Genomic DNA, 16,734 nt, shown 5'->3' with positions numbered 1-16,734 from the left:
CGCCCCCGCTCCGGGGGCGATTTCAGATCAGGCTTCTGTACCTGGTTGATTCATGGCATTTTCTCGTGCCGCCAGCACACGTTCTACCGTATCTACCACTGCCTGAGTTTGTGGATCGATTTCAATGTTGACGCGTGCGCCGAGTTTTTTCTTCCCAAGAGTCGTGCGTTCCAGTGTTTCCGGAATTAAATGGACGCAAAAACGCGTTGGCGTGACTTCGCCGACGGTCAGGCTAATACCGTCGATGCCAATAAATCCTTTGTACAGGATATATTTCATCAACTGACTATCCTGGACTTTAAACCAGATCTGGCGATTATTTTCCGAGGTTAATATTTTCGCCACTTCAGCGGTGGTCATAATATGACCTGACATTAAGTGTCCGCCAATTTCATCGCTGAATTTCGCCGCACGCTCAACGTTTACCCAATCCCCCACTTTTAAATCGCCAAGATTGGTAATGCGTAACGTTTCTTTCATGAGGTCAAAACTGACATGGTTGCCGTTAATTTCCGTTACGGTCAGGCAGCAACCGTTATGCGCCACGGACGCACCGGTTTCCAGGCCGTCCAGCATGTGGTCGGGTAACTCCACCACATGCGTGCGAAAATTTGGTTTCTCGTCAATCGACACCAGTTTTGCGGTGCCCTGTACAATCCCCGTAAACATACTTACAACTCCTGAAATCAGTTAAGACATTCTGTTCAGCACAATAGCAGGTGGAAAACGCCCTTACCAGTGAAGGGGTAAGAATGGCTATTTTTTCACTGGAGAATTAATAAATCCTCGCTACAATAGACTGAATTTCCCCTGCTTCTTCTTTTTGCTGCCCATTCAGGCGGCTTTTTAGTCTCTCATATAACTACAAATAAAAGGTGTTCACGTGCAGAAGTATATCAGTGAAGCGCGTCTGTTATTAGCATTAGCAATCCCGGTGATTCTCGCGCAAATCGCCCAAACTGCGATGGGTTTTGTCGATACCGTGATGGCGGGCGGCTATAGTGCCACCGACATGGCGGCGGTCGCTATCGGTACTTCTATCTGGCTTCCGGCGATCCTCTTTGGTCATGGACTGCTGCTGGCATTAACGCCGGTTATCGCGCAATTAAATGGTTCCGGTCGACGTGAGCGCATTGCGCATCAGGTGCGACAAGGTTTCTGGCTGGCGGGTTTTGTTTCCGTTCTCATTATGCTGGTGCTGTGGAATGCAGGCTACATTATCCGCTCCATGGAAAACATCGATCCGGCTCTGGCGGACAAAGCCGTGGGTTATCTGCGTGCGTTGCTATGGGGCGCACCGGGCTATCTTTTCTTCCAGGTTGCCCGTAACCAGTGTGAAGGTCTGGCAAAAACCAAGCCGGGTATGGTGATGGGCTTTATCGGCCTGCTGGTGAACATTCCGGTGAACTATATCTTTATTTATGGTCATTTCGGTATGCCAGAGCTCGGTGGCGTTGGTTGTGGCGTAGCTACAGCGGCGGTGTATTGGGTCATGTTCCTTGCCATGGTTTCTTACATTAAACGCGCCCGCTCGATGCGCGATATTCGTAACGAAAAAGGCACCGCGAAGCCCGATCCTGCGGTTATGAAACGACTGATTCAACTCGGTTTGCCGATTGCACTGGCACTGTTCTTTGAAGTAACGCTGTTTGCCGTCGTGGCTCTGTTAGTGTCTCCGCTCGGTATTGTTGATGTCGCAGGACATCAGATTGCCCTGAACTTTAGTTCACTGATGTTCGTGCTTCCCATGTCGCTGGCGGCAGCGGTAACTATCCGCGTAGGTTATCGTCTGGGTCAGGGCTCAACGCTGGATGCGCAAACCGCTGCGCGGACCGGGCTTATGGTGGGTGTCTGTATGGCAACCCTGACGGCCATATTCACGGTTTCACTGCGGGAGCAAATCGCCCTGTTGTACAACGACAATCCCGAGGTTGTAACGCTGGCTGCGCATTTGATGTTGCTGGCGGCGGTATATCAGATTTCTGACTCAATCCAGGTCATTGGCAGTGGGATTTTGCGTGGATATAAAGATACGCGCTCCATTTTCTATATCACCTTTACGGCTTACTGGGTGCTGGGCTTGCCAAGCGGCTATATTCTGGCACTGACCGATCTGGTCGTTGAACCTATGGGGCCAGCAGGCTTCTGGATAGGGTTTATTATCGGCCTGACATCGGCAGCTATTATGATGATGCTGCGAATGCGTTTCCTGCAACGTCTGCCGTCAGCCATCATTCTGCAACGAGCGTCCCGCTAATAAAGACAAGGCGCAACCTTCACGGGTTGCGCCTGTGTTTTTACGCAGGCTGGAGCGTTGCGCCAATCCCGTCTTCGTCTGGCTGTAGTTTCAGTGCGTTACACAGAGTTTGCCGACTGGCATCGGTTATCTCAACGTGTATATCACCGTTAACTTCCCCTTTAACATTGATGAAGTCAGGTGAAATCTCTTTCGCACTGGTTTGCAGGCAAATCGTTCCCTCTCCGCGCAGGCGTTTAACTTTCAGTTGCACATGCGTTGCCGCAGAAGTGATCAACCACACTTTCCCGCCATCGAGATTAATGTTGCCCACATTTAAAGTGACGTTGTCACCTCTTACCGTGCTGCCATCGAGAATCAACACGCCGCCCTGCTGTACAGTAATCGTTGATTGTTGCAGATCTGCACCATAGCCAATAATCATTGAAGCGCCGTCCAGTAATGCAACACTCCCGGTCAGTTCAACCGGTGCGCGATCTTCCTCTACGACAAAATTTTCGTCCGCGCTGGTGGGTGACAACAAGATCACTGTCCCACCTTGTATTACCGCGTTTTCCAGCGTACCAGCATGCACTTCAGCCCGGCCACCCACATTAACGGACAGGTTTTGCGTCTTACCGGAACTATAGAGCTGAAGGCCATCCGTCCCCAGACGATAAATGGCTCCATTCTCAACAATAGTGTTAGAGTCTTCACCACCGAGATTATTCATGGTGCCACCAGCAAGCAATGTATCACTGGCTTTCCCCGCCAGCATAAAAACGCCGCCCTGATTAATCTCACAATTGCTGGCTTCCCCACCTGGATACACCAACAATTCACCACCTTCATCTACCACGACCGCTGAGGTTGTCCCATTGACCAACAGGCCGCCCTCTTGATCGAGAATGATTTTTTCCGCGCGATGGCCTTCCAGTACACGCAGGTTACCGCCATTTTCCAGCAACAAACCGCAGGCATAACCCTGATCAACGCTAAATTTACCTTCTGGATGGCGGCCATTAACCGTAGCGAGCGTAGAGAGACTAATTGCGCCTCCCTCTGACTGAACAATATCTGTGGCAATGGCACCGTCACTGACCGATAGCGTGCCATTGTTGCCGTACTGTGTGCATTTGGCGATCCCACCGGTTGCCACTTTCAACCAACCGGCCCCCGTGACCACGGTATTTTCGGCTCTTGCGCCAGCTTCAACAATTAACTCACCTTCAGTAAGTTGCGTCGCGCCAATGACCTCGCCGGTCTTAACAATTTGCACGTTCCCGTCGCTCATCAAGTTTTTCGCATCAGATCCCATGATTTATTCCTTTGCTGCATCTGTGTGCCTTTATTGCTACCTAAGTGTAAAGGCTACGGAGGATTTATCCACGACAGATTTTGAGATGGTGGCACACAACTCTGTTTAAACTCTGATACACAGATTATTGGGTTGTGTCAGATGTAAATGCGATCCTGAATAAAAATCGCCCTTGCAAATCAACAAAATATAGCCAATTTGCTTAAAAGCTCTGCAAACGGTCGAAATACCGCAGAAAAATACGTTTTGCCTCTTGCCACCTTCCCACTCTGCCGCTAATATTCGTCCCCGTTGTCACCTACAACGTTGCGTTCATAGCTCAGTTGGTTAGAGCACCACCTTGACATGGTGGGGGTCGTTGGTTCGAGTCCAATTGAACGCACCATCCTGCGTCCGTAGCTCAGTTGGTTAGAGCACCACCTTGACATGGTGGGGGTCGGTGGTTCGAGTCCACTCGGACGCACCAGATTTTCTTAATCTGGTCTTCTCCTTTTTCCCTCTGTTTCTTCTCTGTATCCAATACGTTAAAAGATTTACACTGTCTTCGTATGCGTTATCAGAAGGAGAATCGCTATGGCAACTTTGTTACAACTTCATTTTGCTTTTAATGGCCCATTTGGCGACGCAATGGCTGAGCAGCTTAAACCGCTTGCTGAGTCGATTAATCAGGAACCTGGTTTTCTGTGGAAGGTATGGACAGAAAGTGAAAAGAACCACGAAGCCGGTGGGATCTACCTTTTCACTGATGAAAAAAGCGCCCTTGCCTATCTGGAAAAACATACTGCCCGACTGAAAAATCTCGGCGTTGAGGAAGTTGTCGCCAAAGTTTTCGATGTCAATGAGCCACTGAGTCAAATCAATCAGGCAAAACTCGCCTGACAGATTTTAACCAAGGGCGGTTAGCGCCCTTTTCATCCCTGTCTGAAATTTCTCAAATTCTAAAAATTTCAACCAAACTTATCTGATAACACTAAATTCGAAAGAATGCGTACAGGTAAGTAACAATGAAAAAAATTGCTATTGTGGGTGCCGGGCCTACGGGGATCTACACCTTATTCTCGCTTCTACAGCAACAAACTCCACTTTCTATTTCTATCTTCGAGCAGGCTGACGAAGCCGGTGTCGGGATGCCATACAGTGATGAGGAAAACTCAAAACTGATGCTGGCAAATATTGCCAGTATTGAAATACCGCCGATTTATTGTACATATCTCGAATGGCTACAAAAGCAAGAAGCCAGCCATCTCCAGCGTTATGGCGTTAAAAAAGAAACCTTGCACGATCGCCAGTTTTTACCGCGAATTCTGCTGGGCGAATATTTCCGCGATCAATTTTTACGATTAGTAGACCAGGCACGACAGCAAAAATTTGCAGTGGCTGTTTATGAATCATGCCAGGTTACCGATCTGAAAATTATAAATGCTGGCGTCATGCTCGCTACAAATCAGGATTTACCCATCGAGACGTTTGATTTAGCGGTGATCGCGACGGGTCACGTCTGGCCTGATGAAGAAGAAGCAACCAGAACGTATTTTCCCAGCCCGTGGTCAGGCCTGATGGAAGCAAAGGTTGATGCGTGTAACGTGGGTATTATGGGAACATCCTTGAGCGGACTGGATGCGGCAATGGCAGTGGCTATTCAACATGGTTCATTTATTGAAGATGATAAACAACATGTTATTTATCAACTCAATAACACAAGTGAAAAGCTAAGTATTACGCTAATGTCACGCACGGGTATTTTACCGGAAGCCGATTTCTATTGCCCTATTCCCTACGAGCCCTTACACATCGTCACTGAACAGGCATTAAATGCGGAGATTCAAAAAGGCGAAGAGGGCCTTTTGGATCGAGTATTCGAATTAATAGTAGAGGAAATCAAATTTGCTGATCCAGACTGGAGCCAACGCATAGCCTTAGAGAGCCTGAATGTCGATTCCTTTGCTCAAGCCTGGTTTGCCGAGCGCAAACAACGCGACCCATTCGACTGGGCAGAAAAAAATCTCCAGGAAGTCGAACGCAATAAACGAGAAAAACATACTGTTCCCTGGCGTTATGTCATTCTGCGCCTGCATGAAGCCGTACAGGAAATTGTTCCTCATCTGAATGAACACGACCATAAACGGTTCAGTAAAGGCCTTGCCCGGGTTTTCATCGATAATTATGCGGCAATCCCTTCAGAGTCTATTCGTCGACTACTGGCCTTACGTGAAGCGGGAATCATTCATATTCTCGCCCTCGGTGAAGACTACGAAATGGAAATTAATGAGTCGCGCACCGTCCTGAAAACGGAAGACGATAGCTACTCGTTTGACGTTTTTATTGATGCCCGCGGGCAGCGTCCGCTTAAAGTGAAAGATATTCCTTTCCCTGGACTACGCGAACAATTACAGAAAACAGGGGATGAAATCCCTGATGTTGGCGAAGATTATACGCTACAGCAACCCGAAGAAATTCGTGGGCGCGTAGCGTTCGGCGCGTTGCCCTGGTTGATGCACGACCGGCCATTCGTACAGGGACTTACGGCATGTGCAGAAATTGGTGAGGCGATGGCTCAGGCGGTCGTAAAGCCTGCATCCCGTGCTCGTCGGCGTCTTTCGTTTGATCAAATGTAAAGCTATCAGCACTCAACAAACTGATGCTGTTCATTAAGGCGATAGCGGACTCCGGCTCGAATATTGTTTTCACCTTCAATGGCGACGGCGAAGCGAACTCTTTCGCCGTCATGATATGCCAGTGCGGCGCTTCCCCCTGGCCCGAGAATAATTGAGTCGACCACGCCCGTGCTCACTATTGTTGAATCTTCACCGCTGGCAATGATGTGTACATTGTCGCCGCTGTTGGCAATTCTGGCGTTTGCGCCAAAGCTGGCGATTTGCACCAGGTCACCATTACTGGCGACATGACACCGTTCACCCAATGTGCAAACGCGTACTCGCATTCCGGTATTCGCAATCCGACTACTATCTCCAGCGCTGCTTATCCGCGAAGAATTACCGGTTACAGCAACCCGTGCGCGTTCACCGGAGCTGCCAATGTGACTGTTAAAGCCGACACTTCCAATCCGCACGCTATAACCCATACTGGCAATTTGCGCGGCATACCCAGCAGTTGCGATTCTGGCATTATCCTCACAACAGCCGATGCGAGCATGATCGTCGCTGCGGGCAAACTGACTGCAAAATGGTCTCTCTCCGGGATCTATGGCCAGTTTTTGCATAGAAGAAACTTCCTGATGCGCGAAGTTTTCATCCGCCAGCCATTTTTTCCACGCATACTCAACCAGACTCTCCGCCCAGTCCGTATATCCTTCCTCAATAAGTGCATGATGAATATCGGCATAACTACCGCCGCGTGGGAAATGGCGCAGGAACCAGCGATACATCACCGCTCCGATACGCCATTCTCGCAGGTCTGCTCGTGTAATGATCATTCGTTAGTGCCGGTGATAGCCATCGACCATGCTTTTAAAGGTTTCGTGTGGCGTACGCCCCGTGGTGCAAAGATAAAGATGACCGAAGATAAAAAAGAGGCTTATAAATGCCAGAGCAAAATGCGCCTGCAATAACCAGTATCTTACGCCAGGAAACACATCTCCCACGGCTTGCGGATAGAGACACAGCAGCCCCGTCAATAGTAACAACGGCAGCAATCCATACATGACACCAACATAGGCGACCTGCTGTAAGGGATTAAATTTAGACTGTGTTGTTGCCGGGAAAGGATGTTCTTCCCCCTGCATAATGCCAAACAAATAAAATCGCGTTTGTTTTGCCGCTCGCTCCAGCCAACCCTGACGACGAATGCGATAGTGGTGACCATTACCCCCAACGGCATTGATCAGAACAAAGCCGAGCCAGCATGCCAGTAACAAAAATCCGCAAACTTCATGCACCGCAACCAGACTTTTAACCGCAGTTGCTCCCACCAGCGCAAAGTGATTTATCAGCCCACTTGCCAGCAACAATACAAAGAGTAACGCATTCGACCAGTGCCATAATCTGACCGCTTTGCTGTAAAGATAAATCTTCTCACCATGATCGGTGGCTGATTTCTTCACGCCACGAGCACGAAGCAAGGCATGCAGCCCCAGCACCAACCACATCCCAACCAGCAATAGCCCGGCAATGATCAACCACACCGGCCAAAATTCGGGAGTGAACTGTGGCACATAGTTCGCCAACTGGCTCTGAAACTGTTCAGCATGTTGCGACGGGTTCATACATTTTCCTTTTTAATCAAATGTTGACCGAATCGGCGATACAGATGCGGTTTCCCGGCACCAGGTAGCTGATATTGATAATATTTATTTTCTTGCAACCACGCTTGAATTTCTGGGCTATCTTCGCGACCAAAGATCAATGCATGTTCCGGGCAGGCGCTAACGCAAATGGGCGGAAAGCCTTTTGCTAGTCGGGACTCAGCGCAGAAATCACATTTATCTGCCACTTTAGTGACAGGATTAAGGTAGCGAACCTGGTACGGGCAAGCGCCAATGCAATAACTGCAGCCGATGCACTGCGATTTTTCTACCCGCACGATCCCCTGCTCATCACGCCACGACGCCCCTGTCGGGCAAACGTCGATGCAAGGAGCATCTTCACAGTGCTGGCATGACTGGCGAAAAAAGTGATACTGCGTTTCGTTGTCGTTATCGGTGACCGGTATGTGTGCTATCGATAAACGGCTTCCCTGAGCGGGGACGTGGTTAGTTTTACGGCATGCGCGGGCGCAAATATTACAGCCATTGCACCGTGACTCGTCATGAATCATGGCATACCGAACTTCCTTTTCTTGCCTCGTGTTCGCTAACAGAGAAGACGCAGAACCAGTAAAAAAGATTACTGTTCCCATCCCCAGAACAAATTTGCGTCGAGTGAAGGACATCTGATTATCCCCTAATGCAGTGGCTGCAACTGTCCACCCTATCCATGACATCTCCCTGAAATTTCAGGGGTTCTGAAACTGCTCTACCTCGAACCATTCGCATAAGCCATAAGCTTTGCCATAGGTCATAAATCGCTCGCTAAACAAGTACAACACCGCCGTCGATGACTCCACCTGCCGTATATCGGCATATTCAGGTGCAACATCCATCGCGGCGATCGCGGCTTCAATCTGCGCTTCCTGGAAGTAATATGGCGCTTGCATCAGCATGGCGACTTTGTAAGGACGAGGATAAGTCTGGCACTCAAAACGAACGGCGTGTGCAATAGCGCGACAAATGTCCTGCTCCACAACTTGCAAAGACATCGCCGCGTAGTTTTCACTCATGGCCTGCGTTGAGTAATAGTAATCATCCTGGCTTCCCGTCATACACGCGATATCCGCGTAGTCTCCGTTCTGCTTAATGTTTTCCAGCAAAACTGACAGTTCCTCTTCTGCAACCGAATAGGGTGGCGAGAGAAACACGGCGCGCGCCACCAACTGCCCAGCCGCAGAATGCTGGCGAATGAACTCTGCCAGGATTTCAGCAGGTTCTGGTTCTGTGATGTCTTCACTTACCGTATCAACGGGGTGGCGCATCCCCTGCAACCATTGCCGCTTCGCCTCGTCAATTTCGCTGACTTCCGCTAACGGCAAGACATCCTGATGGTTCATCTCACCCATTCCTTACGCAGGCAGTAGATTGTGTGCTGCCAGATCGGCGGCAATATCTTCCAGCCCCAGACGCTGCAATGTTTCGCGGGTCGGACAACCAAGCTGTGGGTCCCAGCCCATTTCTTTGTAGAACATCGTGAGCGAAGCATGCATATCGTCACGATCCATTTTGTCAGTACCTTCAGTAAAGACCGGGATCTGCGGATCCTTGTCGAATACCCAGGAACAGATAAGATCGTGTTCATTACGCATATCTTTGGTTTGCATCAGTTTTACCGTGTAGGCGCGATGCAACGTAAAGATACGCTCTGCAGCTAAATCTAATTTTTCCTGAGTCATATCTTCGCCAGTGATCGCTTTGAAGAATTTGGCTTCAAGCGCCAGATCGCCCCGATAATTACGGCTTTTCAGCGGCGAAACGGTCATTGGCCAGACCCAGTTGCACAGGGTGACGGCGTTATGCAAACAGACCCGCAACAGCGACCACTTAGCATATTTAATTTTTGCGTCATTGATTGGCGTGTAGTTTTTGGTTTCATCGTAAGCATCTTCAGAACCAAAAAGCTCTTTCGCCACTTCACGTTGCAGTTTCAATGGCAAACCGGAACCAATGAAGTTGATATGGGTATGCGTCATGCAGTCACGGTTGAACATACAGTTAACAATGGAGCCGACCTGCGCTGACGCTTCATTGGCGTGGTGAACTGGATAGCCAAACGGCGACCAGAGTTTATTTTTCGCGTAGCCCCAGTACTCTTCACCCAAATTCCAGCGTTCTGCGATAGCATATGAACCATCAGCCAGGTGACTCAGCTCACCCACACGATGCGCCAGACGGTAGTAAAAATCTTTAATGAAGTTAACGTCACCCGCTTCCAGTTGATCCCAGCGAATTTCCGCATACTCTTCAGCAGGCAGAACACGCTTGAACACCCCTTTGCTGTAACAATAGGTAAAGTCGCGATGCAGCTGACCGTAGTTACACCATAGGCCGTAGTCATCGAACAGATTCAAACCAACCAGGTTACCAATCACACGACCATCGTCTTTATCTTCAAAATCTTTCGGACCGTTCGGGAAGATGGTGGTATGGACAAAGTTTGCAACACAAGTGTTACCACCTGTGCTGGGCACGCCAAACTCTTTCACCCGAGGAATATTCATTTGGGTCATACAACGGATCGGGCAAGAGTGGCAGCCGCTCATTTTTACTGTGTATTTCTCTGCCGCCGGACCTAAGTCAAAAACGGATTTATAGGTACGAAAGCCGACCGTGTTCTGATTGCCTGGCGGAATTTCCCCCGTTTCAATCGGACCACCTTCAGCCGCGCCCCAAAACAGCCCTTTACGTGCTGTCCAACGTGATTTGGGATCTGAATACTCTGCCCACGATTGCGGCGTACTTGGCACGACATGGTTGTTATTCGCACCGATAAGTTCAGTCATCATGTAATCGTTGAGACGCTTCATCTCCTGATGATCGGCAATGTTGACCCCTTTCGTCCCTTCAACCGCAATCGCTTTCAGGTTTTTCGAACCCATTATTGCGCCAGTTCCCGCACCACCGCTGTGGTTACGGCTATTCAACATGCCAGAGAGAGGAACAAGGTTTTCCCCAGCCTGACCAATAGCCGCCACACAGGTTTCAGGGCTGGTCAATCGACAAATCTCTTCCGTAGTTGCGCGCGTCCCTTTTCCCCATAAGAAATCGGCTTTTTCCAGGCTAACTTTGTCATCTTTAATATTCAGCCATACCGGTGCTTTCGCTTTCCCTTCGATAATAATGACGTCGTATCCAGCGAATTTCATTTGCGCTGCAAAAAAGCCCCCCATATGGGCATCGACGACTAAATTTCCTTTGGTAAAAGTAGAAAGTGAGGTGATATTTACGCGAGAACTGCAGGGGGCACCAGATCCAGTTAATGGGCCGGTAGCAAAGACTAATTTATTCGCTTCATCGAAAGGTTTCGTGCCTGGCGGTACTTCGTCATACATAATTTTGTAGCCGAAGCCCATACCACCGACAAAACTTTTAAACTTACTGGAATCTTCGAGGGTAATATTTCCTGTCGTGAGATTGACTCTTAATATATTACCTGTCCAACCGTTAGCCATGATTTTTTCCTTTGCAAGATTCACACAGTAATATCTTTCCACTCGATAATTTTTAACGCCCCTGTTGGGCAGGCGTTTGCGCATTCACCGCATAACACACATTTCGAGGATTTTTTACTTTCGGTATTTACGGTGGCCATCATCCACGGGCATGCCGTCGTACAGGCGCTACAACCAATACAACGTTTATGATCGACGGTAATACAGCCTTCTTCCTGTTGCCAGGTAATCGCACCAATCGGGCAGACATTCATGCATTGCGGTTCTTTGCATTGACGGCAGGTGTCCGCGGTATAGTTGAGATCGCCATACAGGCCGCCACCAGAGCCAACCCCGTTATCGCCAAAGAAATAATTGCGATGGATTTTGATACGGGAGAAGAATGTCCCTACTGAGCCATCGTTGAAGTTGGTACAAGAGATTTCACAGCGGTGGCAACCCGTGCATCGCGCACGTTGGGTCACCAGCACCCCTTTGGGTGTATTTATCAACCCTACTGTGCCGCTATCAATATCTTCCTGTTTGCAACCCAAAAGTGAAAGTAACGCAGGGGCAATTGTTAGACCAGCAAGGCCTTTTCCTGATATACGCAAGAATTCTAATCGCGTTAAGCCAATATCTAATAGTGGACGATCAACCGGGTTCATTTATTTCGCATCCTCTTCGCAAACACAGTGCTGACAATTCAGCAGCCTGATATTAAGCATTCAACTAATACGCTGCTGACTCTGTCCCCAACACCAGATATTTTCCCTAACCCGATAGTGTATGAGAAAAGATTTAACGCTGATAAACTAATCCTTTATGGTTAGGAGGAAAAATAATGTGATTATTCCGAACTCTTAACATTGATCGTTATCAATTAAAAACACAAAGAAAAAAAATATAAGTGAAGTGATATTTATTATCATTTGAAATGAATTTAACTGATCCGACAATTATTTGTGACATTCATAGCAGAAAATAAAAATAATATTGCCGCTATAAATTAAAAAACATATCGAAATTCGTATAATTTCAGAAGTCGTCATTTACAAAAATTAACTGACTCGCAACTGAACTAAAAATATCAGGATGAAGCTTACCGCCTCATCCTGAATGGTCATTTAACCAGTGCGTTAATGACGGTTTCCATCGCCTGCTTTTCCAGCTCACTGCGCTGAATGCGTTTATTGGCTAATGCTGTACGTAATACGCCTGCGATAACAATATGCTTTGGTTCCTGCCCCAGATCGCGCATTTCCAGCACAACTTTACCGACAACTCTGCACATTTCTCGGTACAGTTCATCCTCTTTTGTCCGGTTTCCCATTCTTTATACCTATTTATCATGCCAACTATCAGCATATATCAATCTAACCAATTAAACAAAAACCAAACAAAATCAGACAAATAACGCGATAAATTATTTTCACTGTAGCAATTGAGCGATGATGTATTTATACACCGGATGAACTCTCACTTATCCTCACACTGACAACCCAGGCACCAGACGTTGCGCAAACAACGAGGTTTTTGCGTAACCCTTTCCCTGGAACGTTAAATCTTTGATAACAATTTATTGTCTAACGAGTTGTATATTTTTTGAAACGCTGTTTTTGTTTTCCTTTTGGATTAATTTCAGCGTATAATGCGCGCCAATTGACTCTTGAATGGTTTCAGCACTTTGGACTGTAGAACTCAACGACTCAAAAACAGGCACTCACGTTGGGCTGAGACACAAGCACACATTCCTCTGCACGCTTTTTCGATGTCACCTATCCTTAGAGCGAGGCACCACCACTTTCGTAATACCGAATTCGCTTTCCGGCAGTGCGACCAGAAAGCAAGTTTCTCCCATCCTTCTCAACTTAAAGACTAAGACTGTCATGAAAAAGACCAAAATTGTTTGCACCATCGGACCGAAAACCGAATCTGAAGAGATGTTAGCTAAAATGCTGGACGCTGGCATGAACGTTATGCGTCTGAACTTCTCTCATGGTGACTATGCAGAACACGGTCAGCGCATTCAGAATCTGCGCAACGTGATGAGCAAAACCGGTAAAACTGCCGCTATCCTGCTTGATACCAAAGGTCCAGAAATCCGCACCATGAAACTGGAAGGCGGTAACGACGTTTCTCTGAAAGCGGGTCAGACCTTTACTTTCACCACTGATAAATCTGTTATCGGCAACAGCGAAATGGTTGCGGTAACGTATGAAGGTTTCACGACCGACCTGTCTGTTGGCAACACCGTACTGGTTGACGATGGTCTGATCGGTATGGAAGTTACCGCCATTGAAGGTAACAAAGTTATCTGTAAAGTACTGAACAACGGCGACCTGGGCGAAAACAAAGGTGTGAACCTGCCGGGTGTTTCCATTGCCCTACCAGCACTGGCTGAAAAAGACAAACAAGACCTGATCTTCGGTTGCGAACAAGGCGTAGACTTTGTTGCTGCTTCCTTTATTCGTAAGCGTTCTGACGTTATCGAAATCCGTGAACATCTGAAAGCACACGGTGGTGAAAACATCCAAATCATCTCCAAAATCGAAAACCAGGAAGGCCTCAACAACTTCGACGAAATCCTCGAAGCCTCTGACGGCATCATGGTTGCGCGTGGCGACCTGGGTGTAGAAATCCCGGTAGAAGAAGTTATCTTCGCCCAGAAGATGATGATCGAAAAATGTATCCGTGCACGTAAAGTCGTTATCACTGCGACCCAGATGCTGGATTCCATGATCAAAAACCCACGCCCGACTCGCGCAGAAGCAGGTGACGTTGCAAACGCCATCCTCGACGGTACTGACGCAGTAATGCTGTCTGGTGAATCCGCAAAAGGTAAATACCCGTTGGAAGCAGTTTCTATCATGGCGACCATCTGCGAACGTACCGACCGCGTTATGAACAGCCGTCTCGAGTTCAACAATGACAACCGTAAACTGCGCATTACCGAAGCAGTATGCCGTGGCGCGGTTGAAACTGCTGAAAAACTGGATGCTCCGCTGATCGTGGTTGCTACCCAGGGCGGTAAATCTGCTCGTGCAGTACGTAAATACTTCCCGGATGCCACCATCCTGGCACTGACCACCAACGAAAAAACGGCTCATCAGTTGGTACTGAGCAAAGGCGTTGTGCCGCAGCTGGTTAAAGAAATCACTTCTACTGATGATTTCTACCGTCTGGGTAAAGAACTGGCTCTGCAGAGCGGTCTGGCACACAAAGGTGACGTCGTAGTTATGGTTTCTGGTGCACTGGTACCGAGCGGCACTACTAACACCGCATCTGTTCACGTCCTGTAATATTGCTTTTGTGAATTAATTTGTATATCGAAGCGCCCTGATGGGCGCTTTTTTTATTTAATCGATAACCAGAAGCAATAAAAAATCAAATCGGATTTCACTATATAATCCCACTTTATCTAAGATGAATCCGATGGAAGCATCCTGTTTTCTCTCAATTTTTTTATCTAAAACCCAGCGTTCGATGCTTCTTTGAGCGAACGATCAAAAATAAGTGCCTTCCCATCAAAAAAATATTCTCAACATAAAAAACTTTGTGTAATACTTGTAACGCTACATGGAGATTAACTCAATCTAGAGGGTATTAATAATGAAAGCTACTAAACTGGTACTGGGCGCGGTAATCCTGGGTTCTACTCTGCTGGCAGGTTGCTCCAGCAACGCTAAAATCGATCAGCTGTCTTCTGACGTTCAGACTCTGAACGCTAAAGTTGACCAGCTGAGCAACGACGTGAACGCAATGCGTTCCGACGTTCAGGCTGCTAAAGATGACGCAGCTCGTGCTAACCAGCGTCTGGACAACATGGCTACTAAATACCGCAAGTAATAGTACCTGTGAAGTGAAAAATGGCGCACATTGTGCGCCATTTTTTTTGCCTGCCATTTACCGCTACTGCGTCGCGCGTAACATATTCCCTTGTTCTGGTTCACCATTCTGCGCTGACTCTACTGAAGGCGCATTGCTGGCTACAGGCGTTGCGCCAGTGCTCACGGCAACTGGATACCCTGCCCGACGATACAACGCTTTATCGACTAACTTCTGGTCTACAGCCTTATTATCTTTAAATTGCGTGAAGCCTGCTGGCAGTGTGTAAGGCATTGTCTGAACGTTCTGCTGTTCTTCTGCTGATAGTGGTCGATGTACTTCCACATAACGCATCCCGTTCGGTTCCACGGAATATTTCACCGGTTCGTTGATCACTTTCACCGGCGTTCCCGTCCGCACGCTGGAGAACAAGGCTTTAATATCCGGTGCATTCATGCGAATACACCCTGAACTGACGCGCAAACCGACGCTGTCCGGCGCACTGGTTCCATGAATGAGGTATTCGCCATTACCATGCGCGAGGCGCAGTGCATAACGTCCTAGCGGGTTATTTGGCCCGGCAGGGACGACTGGCGGTAATTTAATGCCACGCTCCAGCGAACGCTGACGAATGCCCGCCGTAGGCGTCCAGGTTGGGTTAGGGATTTTCTGCCCCACACGCGTTTCCATCACTGGCGTTTCCAGTCCCTGCAATCCAATACCTATCGGATAGACCTGCACGATATTTTCTCCCGGCGGATAATAATAAAGGCGCAGCTCTGCAAGGTTAACGATAATCCCCTGACGCGGCGCATCAGGCAATAACAGTTGCGAAGGAATAGTTATCGTCGTACCGGGTTTTGGCACCGGAGCGATAGTGTTATTGGCTTCAAGTATCAACATTGCCGCAGTATCAAAACGTCGGGCGATGGCCTGAAGGTTTTTATCCCCTTCTTGCACCGTATACGTTTGATTTTGCCCAACCAGTCGGCTTCCGGTTGGTGGTAGCGGATAATCAACCGCCCAGGCAGCCTGAATGGCGCTAAAAGCGCCGATAAGCGTGAGTGTAAGCAAAGACGCGCGTTTCATTGTAAACCTCCTGTATTTGCCGGAGACTCACGCTGAAACGTCGGATGGCGCTTATGTTCACCTGAAACCAAAACACTCCTGTGCAGGCCAGTGTAAACATTGACCACCCGGCAATGTGAGTCCACCGGATGAAAGCTGTCCCTTTAGTTTAGCTAAGTGCAGCGGCTTTGGCGCGAATTGCGCGAATCATCGCTTCCAGACCTTGTGAGCGTGATGGGGTGAGATGTTGGGTGAGCGCCATTTTTTCAAACCACGGGCGCACATCGAAATTGACAATATCCTGCGGTGTCATTTGATCGTAAAGAATAAAGACGACCGCAATAAGCCCTTTCACAATGGCCGCATCGCTGTCGCCCTGTAATTCAATAATTCCCTGCGCATTTTGACGCATCACAATCCATACCTGACTCTGGCAGCCCTGGATGCTATTTTGCGGGCTTCTGTCTTCGTCGTGTAATTCTGGCAGACGCTGGCCCAGCTCAATAATGTAGAGATATTTCTCTTCCCAATTGGCGCAGCGTAAAAAATTACGCAGCAATTTTTCTTTATCCGGCAATACAGCCATAGT

The 16,734-nt window shown here is 48.3% G+C and carries 17 protein-coding genes and 2 tRNA genes; 8 read left to right on the top strand and 11 right to left on the bottom strand.

Annotated features, from left to right (window positions below; translation table 11 throughout):
• Positions 1 to 27: 27 nt before the first annotated feature.
• The gene (gene ribE / locus FQZ95_RS22995; RefSeq protein ID WP_000493947.1) at positions 28 to 669 is read right to left on the bottom strand and encodes a riboflavin synthase; all 642 of its coding nucleotides are present in this window, start codon (positions 667 to 669) and stop codon (positions 28 to 30) included.
• A gap of 214 nt (positions 670 to 883) precedes the next feature.
• On the opposite strand from ribE, the gene mdtK reads away from it, so the two are divergent.
• Complete coding sequence (mdtK, locus tag FQZ95_RS22990) at positions 884 to 2,257, top strand: multidrug efflux MATE transporter MdtK (RefSeq protein ID WP_001174940.1); 1,374 nt, start codon at positions 884 to 886, stop codon at positions 2,255 to 2,257.
• A 40-nt stretch (positions 2,258 to 2,297) separates the two neighbouring features.
• Here the strand turns inward: mdtK and FQZ95_RS22985 are convergent, their stop codons facing one another.
• The gene (locus tag FQZ95_RS22985; RefSeq protein WP_032184327.1) at positions 2,298 to 3,554 is read right to left on the bottom strand and encodes an AIDA repeat-containing protein; all 1,257 of its coding nucleotides are present in this window, start codon (positions 3,552 to 3,554) and stop codon (positions 2,298 to 2,300) included.
• 308 nt (positions 3,555 to 3,862) lie between these two features.
• Between FQZ95_RS22985 and FQZ95_RS22980 the strand changes: the two genes are divergently transcribed.
• The 4 genes from FQZ95_RS22980 to FQZ95_RS22965 all read left to right on the top strand — a co-directional run bounded on the left by FQZ95_RS22980 (position 3,863) and on the right by FQZ95_RS22965 (position 6,169).
• A tRNA-Val gene (locus FQZ95_RS22980) sits at positions 3,863 to 3,939 on the top strand.
• Positions 3,940 to 3,943: 4 nt separating this feature from the next.
• Positions 3,944 to 4,020: transfer RNA gene (locus tag FQZ95_RS22975), tRNA-Val, on the top strand.
• Between the two features lie 107 nt (positions 4,021 to 4,127).
• Entirely contained in the window at positions 4,128 to 4,433 is a 306-nt protein-coding gene (locus tag FQZ95_RS22970; protein WP_000212657.1) for a monooxygenase, read from the top strand.
• A 125-nt stretch (positions 4,434 to 4,558) separates the two neighbouring features.
• Entirely contained in the window at positions 4,559 to 6,169 is a 1,611-nt protein-coding gene (locus tag FQZ95_RS22965) for an FAD-NAD(P)-binding protein (protein WP_039021255.1), read from the top strand.
• 5 nt (positions 6,170 to 6,174) lie between these two features.
• Here the strand turns inward: FQZ95_RS22965 and ydhT are convergent, their stop codons facing one another.
• The 7 genes from ydhT to fumD all read right to left on the bottom strand — a co-directional run bounded on the left by ydhT (position 6,175) and on the right by fumD (position 12,582).
• Positions 6,175 to 6,987, bottom strand: a complete 813-nt coding sequence (ydhT, locus tag FQZ95_RS22960; RefSeq protein WP_032184329.1) for a protein YdhT — start codon at positions 6,985 to 6,987, stop codon at positions 6,175 to 6,177.
• Positions 6,988 to 6,990: 3 nt separating this feature from the next.
• Positions 6,991 to 7,776 carry a thiosulfate reductase cytochrome B subunit gene (phsC, locus tag FQZ95_RS22955; RefSeq protein ID WP_032303136.1) on the bottom strand — a complete coding sequence of 262 codons (786 nt, stop codon included), beginning with the start codon at positions 7,774 to 7,776 and terminating at the stop codon, positions 6,991 to 6,993.
• Positions 7,773 to 8,441: a 4Fe-4S dicluster domain-containing protein gene (locus FQZ95_RS22950; protein ID WP_001602609.1), complete on the bottom strand. Its 669-nt coding sequence runs from the start codon at positions 8,439 to 8,441 to the stop codon at positions 7,773 to 7,775. The genes phsC and FQZ95_RS22950 overlap by 4 nt, the downstream gene beginning before the upstream one ends.
• Before the next feature lie 63 nt (positions 8,442 to 8,504).
• On the bottom strand, positions 8,505 to 9,155 hold the full coding sequence (locus FQZ95_RS22945; protein WP_024212173.1) for a YdhW family putative oxidoreductase system protein: 651 nt from the start codon (positions 9,153 to 9,155) through the stop codon (positions 8,505 to 8,507).
• 12 nt (positions 9,156 to 9,167) lie between these two features.
• Entirely contained in the window at positions 9,168 to 11,270 is a 2,103-nt protein-coding gene (locus tag FQZ95_RS22940; RefSeq protein ID WP_105282126.1) for an aldehyde ferredoxin oxidoreductase, read from the bottom strand.
• Between the two features lie 20 nt (positions 11,271 to 11,290).
• Complete coding sequence (locus FQZ95_RS22935; RefSeq protein ID WP_001070227.1) at positions 11,291 to 11,917, bottom strand: ferredoxin-like protein; 627 nt, start codon at positions 11,915 to 11,917, stop codon at positions 11,291 to 11,293.
• Between the two features lie 455 nt (positions 11,918 to 12,372).
• A complete protein-coding gene (fumD, locus tag FQZ95_RS22930) occupies positions 12,373 to 12,582 on the bottom strand; it encodes a fumarate hydratase FumD (RefSeq protein WP_000528342.1) in 210 nt (69 codons plus the stop codon).
• A gap of 354 nt (positions 12,583 to 12,936) precedes the next feature.
• Between fumD and ynhH the strand changes: the two genes are divergently transcribed.
• From ynhH to lpp, 3 genes are all read left to right on the top strand, one after another.
• Positions 12,937 to 13,131 carry a protein YnhH gene (gene ynhH / locus FQZ95_RS26785; RefSeq protein ID WP_248793860.1) on the top strand — a complete coding sequence of 65 codons (195 nt, stop codon included), beginning with the start codon at positions 12,937 to 12,939 and terminating at the stop codon, positions 13,129 to 13,131.
• Between the two features lie 7 nt (positions 13,132 to 13,138).
• Entirely contained in the window at positions 13,139 to 14,551 is a 1,413-nt protein-coding gene (pykF, locus tag FQZ95_RS22925) for a pyruvate kinase PykF (protein WP_000751442.1), read from the top strand.
• Positions 14,552 to 14,861: 310 nt separating this feature from the next.
• Positions 14,862 to 15,098, top strand: coding sequence for a murein lipoprotein Lpp (lpp, locus tag FQZ95_RS22920; RefSeq protein ID WP_000648420.1), 237 nt, complete (start codon positions 14,862 to 14,864; stop codon positions 15,096 to 15,098).
• Between the two features lie 63 nt (positions 15,099 to 15,161).
• Here lpp and ldtE read toward each other — a convergent pair whose 3' ends face one another.
• Positions 15,162 to 16,166, bottom strand: coding sequence for a L,D-transpeptidase LdtE (gene ldtE, locus FQZ95_RS22915; protein ID WP_160530730.1), 1,005 nt, complete (start codon positions 16,164 to 16,166; stop codon positions 15,162 to 15,164).
• Positions 16,167 to 16,314: 148 nt separating this feature from the next.
• On the bottom strand, positions 16,315 to 16,731 hold the full coding sequence (sufE, locus tag FQZ95_RS22910) for a cysteine desulfuration protein SufE (protein WP_000279727.1): 417 nt from the start codon (positions 16,729 to 16,731) through the stop codon (positions 16,315 to 16,317).
• Positions 16,732 to 16,734 lie beyond the last annotated feature (3 nt).

This window comes from Escherichia sp. HH41S (assembly GCF_009820115.1).
In the GTDB taxonomy this organism is placed as follows: domain Bacteria; phylum Pseudomonadota; class Gammaproteobacteria; order Enterobacterales; family Enterobacteriaceae; genus Escherichia; species Escherichia coli_F.
This window is presented reverse-complemented; position numbering and strand designations above follow the sequence as displayed.

Excerpts from the sequence above, each read along its gene's own strand:
- FQZ95_RS22940 (WP_105282126.1), bottom strand. The coding sequence starts at position 11,270 with ATGGCTAACGGTTGGACAGGTAATATATTAAGAGTCAATCTCACGACA.
- sufE (WP_000279727.1), bottom strand. The coding sequence starts at position 16,731 with ATGGCTGTATTGCCGGATAAAGAAAAATTGCTGCGTAATTTTTTACGC.
- FQZ95_RS22970 (WP_000212657.1), top strand. The coding sequence starts at position 4,128 with ATGGCAACTTTGTTACAACTTCATTTTGCTTTTAATGGCCCATTTGGC.
- fumD (WP_000528342.1), bottom strand. The coding sequence starts at position 12,582 with ATGGGAAACCGGACAAAAGAGGATGAACTGTACCGAGAAATGTGCAGA.
- FQZ95_RS22935 (WP_001070227.1), bottom strand. The coding sequence starts at position 11,917 with ATGAACCCGGTTGATCGTCCACTATTAGATATTGGCTTAACGCGATTA.
- ribE (WP_000493947.1), bottom strand. The coding sequence starts at position 669 with ATGTTTACGGGGATTGTACAGGGCACCGCAAAACTGGTGTCGATTGAC.
- ldtE (WP_160530730.1), bottom strand. The coding sequence starts at position 16,166 with ATGAAACGCGCGTCTTTGCTTACACTCACGCTTATCGGCGCTTTTAGC.
- FQZ95_RS22985 (WP_032184327.1), bottom strand. The coding sequence starts at position 3,554 with ATGGGATCTGATGCGAAAAACTTGATGAGCGACGGGAACGTGCAAATT.
- FQZ95_RS22945 (WP_024212173.1), bottom strand. The coding sequence starts at position 9,155 with ATGAACCATCAGGATGTCTTGCCGTTAGCGGAAGTCAGCGAAATTGAC.
- lpp (WP_000648420.1), top strand. The coding sequence starts at position 14,862 with ATGAAAGCTACTAAACTGGTACTGGGCGCGGTAATCCTGGGTTCTACT.
- ydhT (WP_032184329.1), bottom strand. The coding sequence starts at position 6,987 with ATGATCATTACACGAGCAGACCTGCGAGAATGGCGTATCGGAGCGGTG.
- pykF (WP_000751442.1), top strand. The coding sequence starts at position 13,139 with ATGAAAAAGACCAAAATTGTTTGCACCATCGGACCGAAAACCGAATCT.
- phsC (WP_032303136.1), bottom strand. The coding sequence starts at position 7,776 with ATGAACCCGTCGCAACATGCTGAACAGTTTCAGAGCCAGTTGGCGAAC.
- FQZ95_RS22950 (WP_001602609.1), bottom strand. The coding sequence starts at position 8,441 with ATGTCCTTCACTCGACGCAAATTTGTTCTGGGGATGGGAACAGTAATC.
- FQZ95_RS22965 (WP_039021255.1), top strand. The coding sequence starts at position 4,559 with ATGAAAAAAATTGCTATTGTGGGTGCCGGGCCTACGGGGATCTACACC.